20 protein-coding genes are annotated in these 18,720 nt (G+C 32.2%); 3 read left to right on the plus strand and 17 right to left on the minus strand.

The window, feature by feature from the left end; translation table 11 throughout:
* Positions 1 to 45: 45 nt before the first annotated feature.
* From BHU33_RS06460 to BHU33_RS06505, 10 genes are all read right to left on the minus strand, one after another.
* Complete coding sequence (locus tag BHU33_RS06460; RefSeq protein ID WP_103422790.1) at positions 46 to 531, minus strand: ComE operon protein 2; 486 nt, start codon at positions 529 to 531, stop codon at positions 46 to 48.
* Positions 532 to 588: 57 nt separating this feature from the next.
* Entirely contained in the window at positions 589 to 1,266 is a 678-nt protein-coding gene (locus BHU33_RS06465; protein ID WP_056997744.1) for a helix-hairpin-helix domain-containing protein, read from the minus strand.
* Between the two features lie 67 nt (positions 1,267 to 1,333).
* Positions 1,334 to 2,383, minus strand: a complete 1,050-nt coding sequence (locus tag BHU33_RS06470) for a SepM family pheromone-processing serine protease (protein ID WP_056997745.1) — start codon at positions 2,381 to 2,383, stop codon at positions 1,334 to 1,336.
* A complete protein-coding gene (gene coaD / locus BHU33_RS06475) occupies positions 2,376 to 2,858 on the minus strand; it encodes a pantetheine-phosphate adenylyltransferase (RefSeq protein ID WP_054646667.1) in 483 nt (160 codons plus the stop codon). The genes BHU33_RS06470 and coaD overlap by 8 nt, the downstream gene beginning before the upstream one ends.
* Positions 2,859 to 2,872: 14 nt before the next feature.
* The gene (rsmD, locus tag BHU33_RS06480; RefSeq protein ID WP_054646668.1) at positions 2,873 to 3,424 is read right to left on the minus strand and encodes a 16S rRNA (guanine(966)-N(2))-methyltransferase RsmD; all 552 of its coding nucleotides are present in this window, start codon (positions 3,422 to 3,424) and stop codon (positions 2,873 to 2,875) included.
* A 7-nt stretch (positions 3,425 to 3,431) separates the two neighbouring features.
* Positions 3,432 to 3,668, minus strand: a complete 237-nt coding sequence (locus tag BHU33_RS06485) for a YlbG family protein (RefSeq protein WP_225355265.1) — start codon at positions 3,666 to 3,668, stop codon at positions 3,432 to 3,434.
* 30 nt (positions 3,669 to 3,698) lie between these two features.
* Positions 3,699 to 4,880: an FtsW/RodA/SpoVE family cell cycle protein gene (locus BHU33_RS06490; protein ID WP_054646669.1), complete on the minus strand. Its 1,182-nt coding sequence runs from the start codon at positions 4,878 to 4,880 to the stop codon at positions 3,699 to 3,701.
* A 103-nt stretch (positions 4,881 to 4,983) separates the two neighbouring features.
* A complete protein-coding gene (gene typA, locus BHU33_RS06495) occupies positions 4,984 to 6,822 on the minus strand; it encodes a translational GTPase TypA (protein WP_054646670.1) in 1,839 nt (612 codons plus the stop codon).
* Between the two features lie 209 nt (positions 6,823 to 7,031).
* The gene (locus BHU33_RS06500; protein ID WP_054646671.1) at positions 7,032 to 7,331 is read right to left on the minus strand and encodes a UPF0223 family protein; all 300 of its coding nucleotides are present in this window, start codon (positions 7,329 to 7,331) and stop codon (positions 7,032 to 7,034) included.
* A complete protein-coding gene (locus BHU33_RS06505) occupies positions 7,315 to 8,202 on the minus strand; it encodes a Rossmann-fold NAD(P)-binding domain-containing protein (protein WP_225355264.1) in 888 nt (295 codons plus the stop codon). Before BHU33_RS06505 ends, BHU33_RS06500 begins: the two co-directional genes overlap by 17 nt.
* Before the next feature lie 205 nt (positions 8,203 to 8,407).
* Between BHU33_RS06505 and def the strand changes: the two genes are divergently transcribed.
* On the plus strand, positions 8,408 to 8,968 hold the full coding sequence (gene def, locus BHU33_RS06510) for a peptide deformylase (RefSeq protein WP_054646672.1): 561 nt from the start codon (positions 8,408 to 8,410) through the stop codon (positions 8,966 to 8,968).
* Between the two features lie 34 nt (positions 8,969 to 9,002).
* On the opposite strand, the gene BHU33_RS06515 is transcribed toward def, so the two are convergent.
* Complete coding sequence (locus tag BHU33_RS06515; protein WP_056997746.1) at positions 9,003 to 9,482, minus strand: hypothetical protein; 480 nt, start codon at positions 9,480 to 9,482, stop codon at positions 9,003 to 9,005.
* Positions 9,483 to 9,654: 172 nt separating this feature from the next.
* Between BHU33_RS06515 and BHU33_RS06520 the strand changes: the two genes are divergently transcribed.
* Together BHU33_RS06520 and rnjA are read left to right on the plus strand one after the other, a co-directional pair.
* Positions 9,655 to 9,873: a DNA-directed RNA polymerase subunit epsilon gene (locus BHU33_RS06520; RefSeq protein ID WP_054646674.1), complete on the plus strand. Its 219-nt coding sequence runs from the start codon at positions 9,655 to 9,657 to the stop codon at positions 9,871 to 9,873.
* Complete coding sequence (gene rnjA, locus BHU33_RS06525; RefSeq protein ID WP_056997747.1) at positions 9,873 to 11,561, plus strand: ribonuclease J1; 1,689 nt, start codon at positions 9,873 to 9,875, stop codon at positions 11,559 to 11,561. The genes BHU33_RS06520 and rnjA overlap by 1 nt, the downstream gene beginning before the upstream one ends.
* A 94-nt stretch (positions 11,562 to 11,655) precedes the next feature.
* Here rnjA and BHU33_RS06530 read toward each other — a convergent pair whose 3' ends face one another.
* From BHU33_RS06530 to mnmA, 6 genes are all read right to left on the minus strand, one after another.
* Positions 11,656 to 12,651, minus strand: a complete 996-nt coding sequence (locus BHU33_RS06530; RefSeq protein WP_054646675.1) for an aldo/keto reductase — start codon at positions 12,649 to 12,651, stop codon at positions 11,656 to 11,658.
* A 14-nt stretch (positions 12,652 to 12,665) separates the two neighbouring features.
* Positions 12,666 to 13,616: a ribose-phosphate diphosphokinase gene (locus BHU33_RS06535; protein WP_054646676.1), complete on the minus strand. Its 951-nt coding sequence runs from the start codon at positions 13,614 to 13,616 to the stop codon at positions 12,666 to 12,668.
* Between the two features lie 48 nt (positions 13,617 to 13,664).
* Positions 13,665 to 16,097: an SF1B family DNA helicase RecD2 gene (gene recD2 / locus BHU33_RS06540; RefSeq protein WP_054646677.1), complete on the minus strand. Its 2,433-nt coding sequence runs from the start codon at positions 16,095 to 16,097 to the stop codon at positions 13,665 to 13,667.
* A gap of 9 nt (positions 16,098 to 16,106) precedes the next feature.
* Positions 16,107 to 16,793, minus strand: a complete 687-nt coding sequence (locus BHU33_RS06545; protein ID WP_056997748.1) for a tetratricopeptide repeat protein — start codon at positions 16,791 to 16,793, stop codon at positions 16,107 to 16,109.
* Positions 16,794 to 16,801: 8 nt separating this feature from the next.
* Entirely contained in the window at positions 16,802 to 17,458 is a 657-nt protein-coding gene (locus tag BHU33_RS06550; RefSeq protein WP_056997749.1) for a histidine phosphatase family protein, read from the minus strand.
* A gap of 87 nt (positions 17,459 to 17,545) precedes the next feature.
* Positions 17,546 to 18,670 carry a tRNA 2-thiouridine(34) synthase MnmA gene (mnmA, locus tag BHU33_RS06555; protein WP_054646679.1) on the minus strand — a complete coding sequence of 375 codons (1,125 nt, stop codon included), beginning with the start codon at positions 18,668 to 18,670 and terminating at the stop codon, positions 17,546 to 17,548.
* Positions 18,671 to 18,720: the final 50 nt, after the last annotated feature.

The following is an 18,720-nucleotide window of genomic DNA, read 5'->3' on the forward strand; positions in this document are numbered from 1 at the left end:
CAAGACTCCAAAGAATAGCTGTGAAAATATAAAAATTTTTTTTAATTATTTATCGATAGATAAGTATTCATCGAATGGTAAATTATCAATTTGTTCTTGATCAATTTTAATTTTTTCAGCCTTAACATGCTGATTAAGTAATAACTTTTTGGCGTATTCGTTGTTATGATACTCACGTAAATATTTAATATTTTTAATTCCAGCTTGTAATAACATTTTAGTACATTGCAAACAAGGAAAATCAGTAACATATAATTCAGCATCATCAGTAGATTCACCAAATTTAGCACATTGTAAGATTGCATTCATTTCAGCATGAATAGTTCTCTCACAATGCCCATTCACTAAATAACAACCAACATCTGTACAATGAACGTCTCCTGAAACAGACCCATTATATCCGCAGGCAATTACTCGTTTATTTCTTACAAGTACGGCCCCAACTGATAAGCGTTCACAAGTACTTCTTGTGGCAGTTAAAATTGCTTGTAACATAAAATATTGATCCCATGGAATTCTTTTATTTTTCATAATTATCCCCTTACCTATACTTTTCATAAGTATAGCAATAATTATTTAGATTTACAGTTAAACCGCCAATGATGGTCGTAAATTAGCAACTGTTTTTTCACCAAATCCAGGAACATTTTTCAAATCATCAACACTTTTAAAGGGGCCATTTTGATTTCGGTAATCAATAATTTTATCTGCCTTTTTATCGCCAACTCCATTAATAGTTTGTAACTTAGTTTTGTCGCTGTCATTTAAATTAACTTTATTTCCAACAGCAGACCCTTTGCTATCAGATGCGGGACTTTCAGAGCTAGGTTGTTTATTATCACTAATTGAATCACTTTTAGGAAGACCAACTATTTCACCGTGCAAAGGCACATAAATAATTTCTTGATCTGTGACTTTTTTAGCTAAATTAATATGGTTCATATCTGCCGCTTCTGTAAATCCTCCAGCAAAATTTACAGCATCAGATCCACGCATATTATTACTCATTTGATATACTCCCGGATTTTTCACTGCTCCTTTTACATCCACAAAAATTTGTTCATTACTATGACTCTTTACCTTAGTTCCATTTTTAGATAAAGATGTTGGTTGGGTATCTGTTGCCTTAACTGAATGCGAATTATCCATCTTTTGAATAAAGATTAAATAACCAACTAATAATAAAATACACAATACCAATCCGATAACAATTTTAAATTTATATTCATCAAATATTTCTTGTAATTTTTCCACATACTTATCCATCTTAATCCCCTTTCTAAACTTAAATACGCAAAAAGACATCAAACTTTAATTAGTTTGATGTCTTTTGTTAATTTTTATTTAGATAATTTAAGGCATCATCAAATGATGAAACTGGAATAACTTTTAAATGTGGAGCATATTTTTTAGCAGTTGCTTTTGCTACTTGATAATTAGTCTTATGATCAGGTTCCAACATAAGATTTTCTTTAGTTGGTTTAACATAAGGACAAAAGAAAACTTGAGCTCCACTGTTATTAGCAGCAATAATCTTTTTGTCAACTCCACCAATTTCACCAACAGAACCATTAGTAGCAATGGTCCCCGTTCCTGCAATTTTCTTAAATGAATATTGATGTTCTTGTAATTGACTATAAACTTGCAATGCAAACATTAATCCACCAGATGGTCCCCCAATATCTCCGGGAGTAATAGAAGCTTTAGGATTAGTTTTAATTGTCATGTCGTCAATCATAGTAATCCCAATTCCATTAAATCCAGGAACAATTTCTCTTTTTTGACCTTTAACAAACTTATTTTTACCATTTCGTTTAAAGTGAATTTCAAGTTTAGCATTTTTTGGTAAATGTTTAATGTATTTAACATACTCAGTGCTTTGCTTCATCCGTTTACCATTAATTGACTCGATTAAATCAGCTGGTTGTAATTTATTTTTAAAATCTGAATGTGGCAATACATTCAAAATGTATACTCCATGATAAGTTCGTTTTACTGATTTTTTAGCTTTATGATATCCAACGTAAATTGCATTATTAATTGCACTGTTCATATAAACATTTTGAACATTATTAAACTGTTCGTTATTTTGCCCGCCAGTAACATCATCTGCTTTTTCAATTGATATATGCGGATCAAATTTAGCTTGTAAATACGAAATCGGTCTTGCCTGAGAAAGTGAAACAGCAGTTATCATAAAATGACTCTTTTTAAGTGGTTTTTTACCATCAATTTTAACCATTGGCTGGATATTAATTGCTTCTCCTGGAGATTCAACTAATGATTTTAGCGGCCAAAAAAGAAACCATAATAAAAATAAGATAAATATTATGAATGAAATTAAAAATTTATGTTTTTTAATTTTTTGGATAAATTTATTCACTCTTTTTTTTCTCCTTTAAAGCTTTTTCAACTGGCTCTGGAACGAATTTAGAAACATCTCCACCAAAACGATTAATTTCTTTTACCATTGAAGAAGAAATTAGTTCGTAATCCCGATTAGCGAACAATAATATTGTCTCAATATCCTTATCTATCAAACTATTAAGATTAGCATTTTCTTGTTCATAAATGAAATCCCTAGAATCTCTCGTACCGCGGATAACAATATTGGTATCCTGTTCTTTCACAAAATTAGCTGTTAAACCACTATAAGACTTAACTGTTACATTTTTTAGTTCAGAAATACATTGATTAATTAACTCAACACGTTCTTTTACAGTAAATAAGCTTTTCTTTTCAGGATTAACTCCAATTGCAATCGTAACATTATCAAAAATAACGCTAGCCCGCTTAATAATATTTAAGTGACCATTAGTTAAAGGGTCAAAACTTCCTGGATAAACTGCATTTTTCATTTCATATCTTCCCCTTAAATTTTTTGATATATCGTAATAATCGTTAATCCGTAACTCTTTTTCCGCATTAGACGGTATCCATCCACTTCGCCAATCTCAGTTTGATTATCAGTTTCACAAATCACTAATCCATCAACATTTAATAAGTCATAATTGTTAATTTCACTTAGTTGCTTAATCATTTGCTGCTTAGCATATGGTGGATCTAAAAATATGTAATCAAACTTCTCGTTTTGATCAGTTAATTTTTTAATTGCTCGTTCGGCATCTATTTTCCAAATCATAAAATCAGAATTTTCATTATTGGAAATTTGAACATTTCTTTTGATAGTTTTATAAGCAGCATACTGATGGTCAACCAAAACGGCACGTTTCATCCCACGTGAAACCGCCTCAATTGCAACTGCTCCTGATCCTGCAAATAAGTCAAGAAAATTTCCTCCATCAAAATAAGGTCCAATCATGTTAAATAATGACTCCCTAACTTTGTCAGTAGTTGGACGAGTTCTATTACCGGGAACAGGTTGAATTTTTCTACCGCCATATTTTCCAGAGATTATCCGCATGACTATTTTATCCTTCCTCTTCTACATTTTGATTTAATTCACTAAAATCAACTGCCAAAGTTGGAGTTTGAGAAATTTCGACTTTCTTTACAAAATGCTGCTTTTTTATTTCTTTAATTGTTTCAGTTAGTTTTTTACTGTCAACAAATAAAATCACATAATGCATTTTAGTTGAAATAAAGCGAATATCACCATATTTTTGTAATGTTTTGGCCTGTTTAATAGCAAAATAGAAACTATTAATTCCGTTCGATTTTCAAATTGTGACAAAAAATCACCTCGAGTGTTTTAATTTATGTTGATTTTTAATTTTTTCAATTCGACTAATATTTAGGACCATTCCTAAACAAAGACTTAAAGTTAGCAGACTAGAACCACCATAACTAATAAACGGCAACGCAACTCCAGTTAATGGGACGATACCGACAGCACCACCAGCATTAAATAACGTTTGAATAACAAAGTATGCTGCTGTTCCATAACAAATTGAGCTGTAATAAATATTAGTAGTTTTAAATCCAATATCTATGATTCTGACAATCATCACAAATAACAGTCCTAAAACAACTATTACTCCGATAAGACCTAATTCTTCTGAAATAATTGGAAGAATAAAGTCAGTATTCGGTTCAGCTAAATAACCCATTTTTTGAATGCTATTACCCAATCCGCGGCCAAAAATACCACCATTACTAATGGCATAATAGGAATTTATTAATTGCTGACCTGAGCTTTGCGCATGTAAAAATGGATTGTTGAACGATACAAATCGTTGTAACTGATAACTATGACTATTAGCAGCCCAATTTGCAATTGGATTAATAAATAACCATAGCAATAGGCAAGGTCCAGCAAAACATAGAATTGCCCAAGCAAATACTGATTTTGTACTTTTGCTAGCAGCAGCAAACATAGCAATTATAATAAATAAATTAATGGCAAATCCACCGGTATCTGGTTGTATTAAAATTAATGTCAACATAACAGTAGGAATAAAAAATGGAAGAACATTACTGATTGACGCTTTAAATAATCCGTTACTTACAATTTTTTGCTGTCGTTTCCAAAATAAATAGGCAAAATAAGTAATAAAAAAGAACTTACACAATTCAGCTGGCTGCAAACTAACTCCACCAAATGAAATCCAACCAGCAGCACCATTGATCGTAGCACCTTTGAATTTTAAATAACAAAGCAACGAAACCATAATCAAAGTAAAACAAACAATAAATTTTCGGCTTCTTAATAATTTAAAATTAATTCTAAACATAACCAAAAGAGAAATTACACTAATCACTACAAAGATTAACTGCTTAATCATGTATGATTTAGCCATTCCACCGCGCATTAATCCAATCCCAGCACTAGAAGAATATACCATTACTATTCCAATCCCACACAACAAAATATAAGGAAAGAATAAAAACCAATCAATCTCACTAAAAAACTTTCTCATAACCAATCTCCAATGAAACAATAATTTATCCTAATATAACTATTGTACTAGTATTATAAGCTAAAAAAAAGACTACTCATAATGAGTAGTCTCAATCCAATAATTAATTATTGTGTTTTTGTTTTTTAGCAGACTTTTCACGTTCGTTAGTATTTAAAATACGTTTTCTCAAACGAACATGATCAGGTGTTACTTCACAAAGCTCATCACTATTTAAGAATTCAAGTGACTCTTCAAGAGTAAGATGAACAGGTGCTTTAACTTTAGCAATATCTTCTGATCCAGCAGCACGAACGTTAGTTTGATTACGTCCTCGAGTAATATTAACTGAAATATCGTTATCTCGAGAATTTTCTCCAACAATCATACCTTCGTATACTTCGGTAGCAGGATCAGTAAAAATCTTACCACGATCTTGAACAGCCATAATTGCATAAGTTGTAACTTTACCGGTATTAATAGATACTAATGTACCATTACGACGGCCAGGATCCCAATTTTTAACAACTGGAGCATATTTTTCAAAACTATGGTTCATAATCCCATAACCGTGAGTAAGTGAAAGGAATTGAGTTGAATAACCAATCAATCCTCGTGAAGGAACTAAGAAACTCATCCGAGTTTGCCCATTTCCAACACTTTCCATGTTCTGCATTTCACCTTTACGTTGTGATAAAGTGTCAATAATTGATCCAGAATATTCTTCTGGAGTATCAATTTGAACTGATTCAAAAGGTTCACATTTAACCCCGTCAATAGTTTTATAAATAACTTCAGGACGAGAAACTTGTAATTCAAATCCTTCACGACGAAGGGTTTCAATTAAAATTGACAAATGAAGTTCACCACGTCCAGATACTAACCAGGCACCTGGGTCATCAGTTTCTTCAACTCGAAGGGATACATCTGTATGAAGTTCTTTTTCAAGACGATCAATTAATTGACGAGCAGTAACAAATTTCCCATCTTTACCAACAAATGGAGAAGTATTAGTACCAAAAGTCATTCTCATAGTTGGTTCGTCAATTCTAAGAATTGGTAGTGGCTCTAATTTGTCAGGAGAAACCACTGTTTCACCAACATTAATATCTTCCATACCAGAAACAGCAATTAAATCACCGGCTTTTGCTTCGTTAATCTCAACTTTGTTCAAGCCGACAAATCCCATGATCTTAGTAACACGGAAGTTTTGCTTTGAACCATCAAGCTTCATAACTACAACGCTGTCTCCGACTTTGATTTTGCCACGGAAAACACGACCAATCCCGATTCGACCAACAAAGTCATCATAATCCAACATGGCAACTTGAAATTGAAGTGGCATGTCTGAATTATCAATAGGAGCAGGAATATTCCCTAAGATAGCATCAAAAACTGGTTTCATGGTATGTTCTTGTGCTTCTAATTCTGGTTTATCACTTGAAGTACCATTCATAGCTGAAGCATAAACAACTGGGAATTCAAGTTGACTTTCATCAGCACCTAATTCAATAAATAAATCAAGTACTTCATCAACAACTTCTTCAGGACGAGCACCTGGTTTATCAACTTTGTTAATAACAACAATTGGAGTCAAATGTTGCTCCAAAGCCTTTTTCAAAACAAATCGTGTTTGTGGCATAGTACCTTCAGCAGCATCAACTACTAAAAGTACTCCATCTACCATTCGCATAATTCGTTCAACTTCTCCACCAAAATCAGCATGTCCTGGTGTATCTAAAATATTAATCTGTTTACCATCATATTTAACGGCAGTATTTTTAGAAAGAATAGTAATTCCACGTTCACGTTCAATCGGATTGGAATCAAGTGCACGATCTTGAATTTTATCATGACCATCTAAAGTATCAGATTGTTTTAATAATTCATTAACCAATGTCGTCTTACCATGATCGACATGGGCAATAATTGCAATGTTTCTAATATCATCTCTTGTTTTCAAAAATGTTTCCTCCTCAAAAAGCAGTTAAAAAAGTGAGCAGTTAAAGTTTGATAGCAATGCAATAGATAAAAAGCCGTGATTATCTCACAGCTCCTTAAGTTGCTTATTGTTAATCTAAAAATTAACTTGCATCCTTTTAAATTCGCTATTAACACTATTTACAATAATATCACATTGAAGTAATTTACGTCAATACTACTAATACCAGTCTAATCGTTTTGTTTAATATTTTTAATTTTAGGATTTTCTTTCGCTTTTTTTAACGTATGGTAAATATCAAATCCAGAATTTCTTTCAAATTCACGTCGCAAATTATTTTGTTCCGTTCGGGAAGGATTAATTTCTTGAAAACGTCTAAAACTGTTTAATAACTTCTGACGATTAACTCCATTGGGTAAATCATAAGCTCTTTCGATGTTACGAAAAAATTCTGTTACATCCGTTAATTCTTCTGTCGACCAGTCTTCAACAATTGGATATGAATAAGTCTCATTAGTCTTTCTTACCATGTGCCTTGCCTTCTTTTATATTTTCAATAATATCGGTCGCCCATTTTAAATCATCATCAACTTCTTTAGTCTCATCATCAGAAAGCTGTAAATTAATGGATTGAATAATCCCATTGTGATTAATTAATTTTGGTGAAAGATTTAAACTAAATTTATCATTTTCTTTATTTAAACTTACAACTGAACAGATTAATGATTCACTTTTTGAAAGATAGTTTAATAATTTAATAATTGCTTTTGCCTGAATCATTAAATTTGTAACAATTTGTGGATCAGAAATCATCTCTTGAACATCTGTAATTAATTTCGAATCAAAATTATTATTTTCGCTAGCAATATATGATAATAAAGTGGCTGGTCCGATATAGACTCTACTCCATGCTACTAAATTATTAGTACTTAATCCTAATGTATTTACATTGATATCTTCATCGCTAACTTTAAATTCTGTTACTAATTTTTCTCGTAGTATCATTTCTTGAGGTAATGTACCAAGACCCATAATATTATTAACGTCAAAACCAGAAAAATATGCAGCAAAATAAACAAAAACTTCATCGTGAGGAGCATCAAGAATTATTTTTCCTTTAAAGCCACGCGAAATTACATCATTAATGGTATCTCTAAATTTATCAAGCTCATCAGAAATATCCTCTGCAATTCTAGCAGGATCGGTAACTTTAGGATTGTAAAAATCAGTATTAGGTAGATAAATCATAACATCAAATTCATCTAGCTTAGATTCAGAATTAATTTCTTTAATGTCTAGATTTTGACACATTTCACTCGCCAAAAAGTCACTGGAAAAATTCTCTTCGTCATCAACTAATACTGACAACGATAAATCACTCATTATTAAAGAATGGAGCATGGCAGAAACACGTTTAGTATCTCCTTTAACTAATATCTTAGATTTAAAAATGGTAATCCCCCTTGTCTTTTAGACTGTCTTTATATAATCTAACATTATAAATCATCAAAAGTAAAATTTTCATTAAATTTTCACTAGTCTTACAATAATTACGTAATTGCAATATAATTGATTAGTAATTATTGAAACGAATGGAGGTAATCTTTTGTATCTAATGAAAGATATTACGAGAGATGGAAACCCTGTTTTGAGAAAACAAGCTGAAACAGTGAAGTTTCCACTCAGTAAAGAAGATCGTGAGCTGGGTCAAAATATGATGAAATATCTAGAAGTCAGTCAAGATCCAGAACAATGTAAAAAATATCATTTGCGAGCAGGCGTTGGTTTGGCTGCACCACAAGTTGGTGTTTCTAAATTAATGGCAGCTGTGTTAACTCCACCAGAAGAAGATGGAAAAGAATCACCATTTAAAGCCATTATGGTTAATCCAGTAATTGTTTCTAATTCTGTTCAACCTGCTGCTTTAACTGTTGGTGAAGGGTGTTTGTCTGTCGATAAAGATATCCCAGGATATGTACCACGTTCAGATCGTGTAACCATCAAATATCAAGATTTAGATGGTAACGAACATAAAGTAAGACTGAAACACTACCCTGCCATTATAGTTCAGCATGAAATCGATCATCTACATGGAACTTTATTTTATGATCATATTGATACAGAAAATCCATTTAGCCAAGCTGAAAATGAAATTTTTATAGATTAATTCAAAATAACAGTGCATTAGATTTAATGCACTGTTATTTTTCATCCATTTTTTTTATATCTTTAACGTATTCATATGTAGCACGGTTTCGTTCATCAGCCACATCAAATACTAAAATATGATTATTGAGCCAACAATCAGTTAAAATCAATTTAACATTCCCATTTTCATCAATAAAGTCATCCTGTATGGCTTGTTGCCGTAATTTATTATCAATAGTGGTCCGAGTAAATTTTAAATCATAATCATTTTTTACATGACATCGATATTCAAAGACCATTACCCCTCTTCCCCAAACACTAGTTAAGACAGATGAATTAATAAACCGATCAATTACTAAAACGCTTTTTTCATCTTTTAACTCAGAAATAATTTGAAAGACTTCGTTATCAACCTGCTTTTTTACTGCAATTTGATATTTACGATCAGGAATAGTTACTAAGAAATGATGCAAAACATTGTAAATAATAATTGCCATCACAAATCCAATTGTTAATTCAATAAAAATTTGCATATTTATCTCCAATTTAATATTTTTTAGTCTATATTATCACGTTCCATAAATAGTTGGTAAGTTAACGAAGATATACTTATACATTTTATTATGGTAAAATGTTACACAATAGTTGGTAAATTCCAACAGTTAGTTCGACACTTAAAAGTTTTTAGAAAAAGGAGTAATCATTTTGATTTTTAAAGTTTTGTACCAAGAAAAACCACAAGAAAATCCCAAACGGGAATCAACTAAATCTTTATATTTAGATACTGAAACCGAGGCTAAAGTTAGAGATTTAATTGACGAAAACACCGATTATACAATCGAATACATTCAGCCTCTTGAAGGTAAACATTTAGAGTTTGAAGAAAATGAACCGGATTTTAAAATTACGGAGTTTAATAAATAATGAATAAACTAAACGTCAAAAATAATGAAACTGCAATCTACGGCGTTGGTGGACTAGGCGAAATTGGAAAAAACACATATGGAGTTCAGTTCCAAGATGAAATTGTTTTAATTGATGCTGGGATCAAGTTCCCAGAAGATGGACAACTAGGAATTGATTATGTTATTCCTGATTATCAATATTTAGTTAAAAATCAAGATAAAATCAAAGCTTTAGTTATCACCCATGGTCATGAAGATCATATCGGTGGGATTCCATTTATTTTACAGGCAATTAACGTGCCTGTATATGCTGGACCATTAGCGCTCGCTTTAATTAAAGGAAAACTTGAAGAACACGGTATGTTAAAACAAGCCGAACTTCATGAAATCAATGAAAAATCAGTTTTAAAGTTTAAAAAAACTAGCGTTTCTTTCTTTAGAACTACTCATTCGATTCCTGATGCCCTTGGAGTAGCTGTTCATACCCCAGACGGTGTGATTGTTGAAACTGGAGATTATAAATTTGATTTAACTCCCGTTACAAACACCCCACCAGATTTACAAGCCATGGCAAAACTTGGAGAAGAAGGCGTATTATGCCTAATGGGTGATAGTACGAATGCTGAAAAACCAGTTTGGACCAAATCAGAAAATTATGTTAGAAAATCCGCTAGAAAAATATTCGATAAAGAACATGGGAGAATTATTTTTGCAACATTTGCTTCAAACCTATCACGTGTAATGACAGCAATTGATTCTGCTTATAAACATGGTAGAAAAATAGCTGTATTTGGACGTAGTATGGAAGCAGCTGTAGTTAATGGTAGAGAATTAGGCTATATTAAAGTTCCTGACAGTGCCTTTGTAGATGCCGCTCAGTTAAAATCACTTCCTGCCGATAAAGCTATGATTTTATGTACCGGTTCGCAAGGAGAACAAATGGCAGCTCTTTCTAGAATTGCTAATGGAACTCATCGACAAATTGCAATTGAACCTGGCGATACAGTAGTTCTTTCAAGTAATCCGATTCCTGGGAATGTACTTAGCGTTAACCGAATTATTAATGAACTTGAAGAAGCTGGAGCTACAGTCATCAAAGGGTATGAAAGTCATATTCATACTTCTGGACATGGTGGCCAAGAAGAAGAAAAATTAATGATTCGATTAATGGAGCCTAAGTTTTTTGTTCCTATTCATGGTGAATATCGGATGCAAAAAATTCATATTGGCTTAGCGGAAGAATGTGGCATTCCTGCTGATCACTGTTTTATTCTTGAAAATGGTGAGGTATTAGCTCTTACAAAGGATACTGCTAGAATTGCAGGTAATTTTGCTGCTGGGGATGTTTTCATTGATGGTAATGGAATTGATAGCGTTAATGAAAATGTAATTAAAGATCGTCAAATGCTTTCTGAAGAAGGTCTAGTGGTTGTAGTAGCAACAATCAATCTAAAGGACAAAGAAATCCAATCTGGCCCTGACTTATTGTCTCGCGGTTTTGTTTATATGAGAGAATCAGGAGAATTGCTTGATCAAGGAAGAAAATTAGTTTTCAAAACTATTCGTCGTACTATGAACAATAAAGACGCTTCTGAAAAAACCATCAAAAAGGCAATTGCTGATGAACTTTCAAATTTTCTTTATGAAAAAACTGAACGTAACCCATTGATTTTACCAATGTTAATTATGAATGACACTGAAAAGTAAAATATTAAAACAGGAGAATTAAAAATGATTCTCCTGTTTTTTTAATAAGTTATTAAAAAAATCACTTAAATTAAAAAATTTAAGTGATTTTTTACTATTTTTCTTTAACAATTTTATCGATTTCTTCTAATTCGTCCGGCGTAAATTCTAAATTATCAAGAGCCTTTAAATTATCATCTAAATGAGCTACTTTTGAGGCTCCAGTAACCACACTAACCACAGTTGGATCATGTAATAACCATGCTAACGACATTTGTGCCAAAGTTTGATTACGATTTTTAGCTAGATCATTTAATTTATTTAATTTAGCAATGGCCTTTTCTTCACCATTTTCTAAAATAAAATTATTCGTCCAGTGCAAATGAATGTCGCTTGGAATACCATTTAAATATTTGCTAGTTAATAGACCTTCTGCTAATGGACCATAAGCAATAAAACCATCATCATTTTCAGCCAAAGTTTTTAAAGTCCCATCGTTTTGAGGTTCACGATTCAACATATTATATGAACTTTGATTTACAACGAATGGAGTATGCATTTCTTTAAATAATTCAATCATTCGTGCAGTTTGTTCCCCATTGTAATTGGAAATCCCAATATACAATGCTTTTCCAGCTCGAACGAGTCCATCTAAAGCTTCTGCCGTTTCTTCCAAACGAGTATTAGGATCAAAACGATGAGTATAATAAATATCAACATAATCCAAACCCATTCTTTGTAAACTTTGATCTAAAGCAGCAACTAAAGTTTTCTTAGAAGAAAAGTTACCATATACACCTGGCCACATATGAAATCCAGCTTTAGTCGTAATAATTAATTCATCACGATAAGGTTTTAAATCACGTTGGTAAACTTGACCAAACATTCTTTCAGCAGCACCAGAACCTGGACCATAATTATTAGCTAAATCAAAACTAAAAATTCCACGATCAAAAGCTGCTAACATAATTTTTTCACTATCTTCAAAATTGGCAGTATCACCAAAGCTATGCCATGTTCCAAATGAAAGAGCTGGTAATTGCAAACCAGTATTTCCAGCTCTTCTAACTTTCATATTATCATAACGCTTGTCATTAGCCTTAAAAACCATTATTGTTCCCCCAATTAGAATAAAACATGAGTAGATTTATTTTCCTGTATTAATTTTAACGCTTCTCCAATTAAATTGCCGACTGAAATAACTGAAATCTTTTTCATTTGATACTTTTTTGGAATTACAATTGAATCAGTTACAATCACTTGTTCAATATTATCATCTGATAAGTTATCTTTCACAGCTTCTGAAAAAACTGGATGAGTTGCAGCGACATATATTTTATTAGCACCTGCTTTTTTTAACGCAGCGGCAGAAACTTTCATCTTACGTCCTGTCACAATCATATCATCAACGATGATAGCATTTTTACCTTTTACATCACCAATCACTGAATCTGGAACGTGATCACTATCGTCAGGCTGACGATTATCAACAATTGCAATTGGTAAATCTAATCGATCAGCAACATTTCTTGCTCTTCCAACTCCATTATGATCAGGTGCAACCACTACTGCATCCTGATTCAAATGATGTTCATAAAGATAATCGCTAACTAATTTATCAGACTGAAGATGATCAACTGGAATATCAAAAAAACCTTGAATTTGGGCAGCATGTAAGTCAAAAGCAATCACTCGATCAACCGAACTATTTTGTAAAAAAGAGGCAATTAACTTAGCAGTGATTGGCTCACGTGATTTTGCCTTACGATCAGAACGCGAATATCCATAATAAGGAATAACTACATTAATAGCATGCGAACTCGTTCTTCGAACTGCGTCAATCATAATCAATAGTTCCATTAAATTGTCATTAACCGGATCTGATAATGATTGAATAATATAAACATCATCACCACGGATACTTTCATCAATCGAAATCTTGATTTCCCCATCGCTAAAATGATTAATTGTAGCATTGCCTAATGGCATTCCACTAACTTCTGAAATCTTTTTAGCTAACGGTTTGTTAGAATTTAACGCAAATATTATTGGTTTGTGTGCTGTTTTACTAGGCATTAGTTTCCCCTTATGACTGCTTTATTTATATTACTAATTATAATCAATTTAACTCAATTTTTCATCAACAAAATCTGTAGGTGTAATTCCATCCATTCCAATCATAGGATCTATTGAATGATTAACAATAGCTGTTTCTGTCAAAATATAATCTGTTGACGCAGAATTATTTGATTTTAAACTTTCTTTTTCATCATTAGTACTTCCGTCAATTTTAAAAACCTGTTGTAATCTTTCATTTAAGGTTGTTTTACGATTACTTGATTCGTGGCCAATACATTCCTGAAAAGAATTAACATCTCCCACCATTATTAACTTTTTGGAAGCTCTAGTAACTGCCGTATACAATAAATTTCTTTCTAACATCCGTCGATACTGCGGAACAATGGGTAAAATTACCATTTCAAATTCGCTTCCCTGTGCTTTATGAATTGATGTACAGTAAGCCAGCGTAATTTGATTCCAATCATTTCGACTATAAGTTACCTCAGTTTGATCAAACGCAATAATTAATTTATCCAAATAATGTTTATTATCACGATTAATTTCAATTCCAACAATCTTACCTACGTCACCATTAAATACATTACTATCAGGATCATTAACTAACTGAAGTACTTTATCGCCAATTCGATATTTAGTATCACGAAATTTAACTTCTTTTTGACTAGCATCTTGCCTGGGATTTAAAATATTTTGTACATCAAAATTTAATTTATCAATTCCAGCTTCCCCACGGTACATTGGAGCAAGTACTTGAATATCAGTAGCCGAAAATCCTTTGTCTTTTGCTTTAGAGACAATTTGATCAATTAACCCAACAACTTGTTTAGTATTACATTGAATAAAGCTTCGATCCTGTTCTTTTTGAAGTAAATTTGTTGGCATTATTCCATTTTTAATGTCGTGAGCAAGTTCAATAATAGTTGAACCATTTCCTTGACGATGAATTTGATTTAATTCCATTTTAGGAATAGTTTTTGATCTAATTAAATCAAAAAAAACTTGTCCCGGACCAACCGATGGTAGCTGATCTTTATCTCCAACCAAAATAACTTTCATTCCTCTTGGAATTGCCTTCATCAGCTTTGTGAATAATTCAGTATCTACCATTGACATTTCATCAATAATTAACAAATCACCATCAATTGCATTTCCATCTTCATCATCTGTACCATTTAAACCTAACAACCTGTGAATAGTGCTAGCAGGAATGCCAGTTGATTCACTCATTTTTTTAGCAGCTCGTCCAGTTGGAGCAGCTAGTAATACAGGATAAGTATCTTCTTTATATTTATTAATATCTAAAGAAAGATTATTGGCTTTAGCATAAGTTTGAACTATTCCATTAATAATGGTAGTCTTCCCCGTTCCAGGCCCACCAGTTAAAATGAAAATCTGATTTTTTAATGCACTATTAATCGCATTAAGTTGAGAATCATCGTATTTAATACCAATTTTTTTCTCAACTTTATGGATAATTTTAAAATAATCATCTAGCTGCTTACTACTTTGGGCGGTAAAGATTCTATGCGCATTTTCAGAAATTTTCCATTCATCATCATAGAGACTTCTAAGATAAATTTTACCTTCGTCTACTTCAACTTTTTTATCCTTAACCAATTCTTTGAGTTCTTGAGCTAGTTTTTCATTATCAATTTGTTGCTGATAATCTGTATCTAAAACACTAAAACTATCATTAATTAATTCTTGAGAATTGGAATAGGTATTACCATTTTTAATCGATAAGTTAGTAAGGGTTGTCAATAGCCCAGCTCGAAGCCTTGCTGGGGAATTATACTCAATCCCAATTTTTGCAGCAATTTGATCAGCACGTTTAAAACTAATATTTTTGATGTCTTCAACTAATTGATATGGGTTATTTTGAATTACTTCCAATGATTTTTCCCGATATTTTTTGAAAATCGCTGCTGATAAAGAACTTCCAAAACCATAGCTATTTAAGCCAACAATTACTTGTTCGGCTCCATTATTCTTTTTCAATGAGTCAATAATTGTATCACGTTGTTTGGGTTTTAAACCAACTTTATTAAGAACCATTGGATCAGCAATTATTTTTTCAATCAAATTGGTTCCTAATTCATCAGCTACTTTTTTTGCAGTTTTTTGTCCAATCCCCGGAAAATCAGCCCCAGAAAGATATTTAACCAATCCTTCTTTAGAGCTTTGGTTAGTTCGCTCATAGTTTTCTGCTTGAAACTGTTTCCCGTATTTTGGATGATCAACTAATTTACCTACAAAACGATAACTAGTATCATCCGCAATATCAGCAAAGTTACCAGTTACCACAATTTCTTCTTCATCCCAGTTAAAATTTGTTTTTTCAACTTTTACAAGTAAAACTTTATAAAAACTGTCTGCACCTTCAAAAAAAGTCGTGATTACTTTTCCAGTTAAAGATGGTTTAGTTTGGTTATTATTAACTTGCTCGTCATCAAAAAGACTAATCGAATTAGACAAAATAATCTCCTACTTTTTCTTGTTTCTCAGTTGAATAACTTTTTCAATATCAGCAATTTGTCCTTGTTTTTGATCAAAATTTTTTTTATCATATTTTTCAGCTTTATCAAAATATAATTTAAAATCTTCTCCTAAAACCATTGCAATTAATCCACGATCAAAATTAGCCTTACCATCATTTGGATTTACTGCTAAAACTTTGTCATAAAAATCAGCTGCTTGTTCAAAATTACCCAATGCCATTAAACATTGTCCAATCATAATATTAATTTTTACATCTTGTTTAGCTACTTCTTGAGCCGTCAACAAAAATGCAAGTGCTTTTTTATAATTTTTTTGAGCCATATAACTTTGGGCCATCATAATATAAGCATCTGATTTTAAATTTTCATCAGTTACCTTTTGAAACTCTTGAATAGCTTGTTCATATTTGCCAGCAGAATAATATACGTTTCCTAACCCATAAGTAAGCATATTTTTTGCTTTAACACTTCGATTAGCAAATAATCCCATTGCTTTCATTAACAATTCCTCAGCTTGAGTATAACTATGTAACTCAACTAAAAATACACTTAAATCATAATATGTCCGATAGTCATTAGGATGATCATCAATATCTTTAACAAGTTTGTGAAGGGTTGCTTCAGCTTGTTTTTGTTTTTCCTTTTGATCAATTTCTTTTTTATTTTCTGTCATTTTTCCTCCTAAATTATATCTGATTTTTCAACCTTATGATTTAAATAACTGGTATCATTCCATTTTATTAAGTTAAAAGTCTGTCCATGATTATTTGTTTCTAACACCGTAGTTCCAGTATTTGCAAGTCCGCCCCGTTTTCGCAAATCTTTTAATGGAATACCTAATAACGAATTAATTAGTGCATTTAAAGCAGCTCCATGGCTTACAAATAAAATATTATCATCTTCAGAAAAATTATTGGTTACCTCGTTAATTTTACTGCTCATTCTTTTAATCAAATGTTGAAAGGTTTCACCTTCAATTTCAGTTGGATCATATTGGTCGGGATGGTTTCTAAAATTATCAAATTCTCGAGGATATTTCCTTTTTACGTCATCAAAAAGCATTCCTTCCATCTTGCCAAGATGGAATTCTTCTAATCGATTATCTAACGAAATTGGAACGTTTTGATTTAAATCTTTTTGAATAGTAAAAGCTGTTTCACGTGCCCTTTTAATCGGGCTAGCATACACATGAGAAAAATCAACATTCTGTAAACTTTTAGCCACTAACTTCATTTCAGCGTAACTCTCTGGCAATAATGGGGAGTCACCGCCTGCTCCTTGATAGCGACTTTCAAGGTTCCATTGCGTTTTACCGTGTCTCACAAAGTATAGTCTCATTTTATTCACCTATTTTTTAATCTATTGTTATTATGCCAGTTTCCTAATCTTTAATCAAAAAAGCTCGACTAAAAAGTCGGGCTTTTTCTATACATATTGTAATTTTTTTTCATCTTTGTAAGCTGCATCAATCGTTGCTACACCAAGACATTCTTGGCCATCATAAAAAACAACTGCTTGACCAGGTGTAACAGCTCGTGCCGGTTCATCAAAATCAACTCGTACATGGCTATTATCATCAGAAATATGGATTGTTACACCAACATCTTTTTGCCGATATCTAAATTTAGCAGTGCAATGAAAATCATTTCCACGAGAATTACCGTCAACCCAAGACAAATCAGAAGCCGTTAAATAATCTGCATACAGATAAGGATTTTCATAACCCTTTCCAACATAGAGAATATTTTCAGAAAGATCTTTACCGATTACGAACCAAGGTCGATTATCTTTTCCATCTCCACCGATTCCAAGGCCTCTACGTTGGCCAATTGTATAATACATTAATCCATTATGATTACCTTTAACTTCTCCATCAAGTGTCATCATTTTACCCGGTTTGGCAGGCAAGTATTGACTCAAAAACTTGTCAAAATTGCCAGGACCAATAAAACAAACACCCATTGAATCCTTTTTGTCAGCTACATACAGGTCAGCGTCATGAGCAATTTGTCTAACTTCTGGCTTAGTCATCCCACCAACTGGAAACATAACTCGATCTATTTGTTCTGCTGAAAGTTGACTCAAAAAATATGTTTGATCTTTATTTAAATCAGTTGAACGCAATAAGTGATTTTTACCATTATCATCACGTTTTAATTGTGCATAATGACCCATAGCAATATAATCTGCACCTAAATCCATAGCATAATCTAAAAATGCTTTATATTTAATCTCAGTATTACAAATTACATCAGGATTAGGCGTTCTTCCACGACGATATTCATCTAAAAAGTAAGTAAATACTCTATCCCAGTATTCCTTTTCAAAATTAACCGAATAATAAGGAATACCAATTTGATTAGCGACGTGTGCTACATCTTTATAGTCTTCAGTTGCAGTACAAACGCCATTATCATCAGTATCATCCCAATTTTTCATAAAAACACCAATAACATCATATCCTTGTTTTTTTAAAAGATATGCTGCCACTGACGAATCAACACCACCACTCATGCCAACTACCACACGAGTTTTACTGTTATCTTCCATTTGATCACCATCATTCTTATAGATTCAGAAATCCACGATTTGAAGGTCGT

It is taken from the genome of Fructilactobacillus lindneri DSM 20690 = JCM 11027, from assembly GCF_002907375.1.
GTDB classification, from domain to species: domain Bacteria; phylum Bacillota; class Bacilli; order Lactobacillales; family Lactobacillaceae; genus Fructilactobacillus; species Fructilactobacillus lindneri.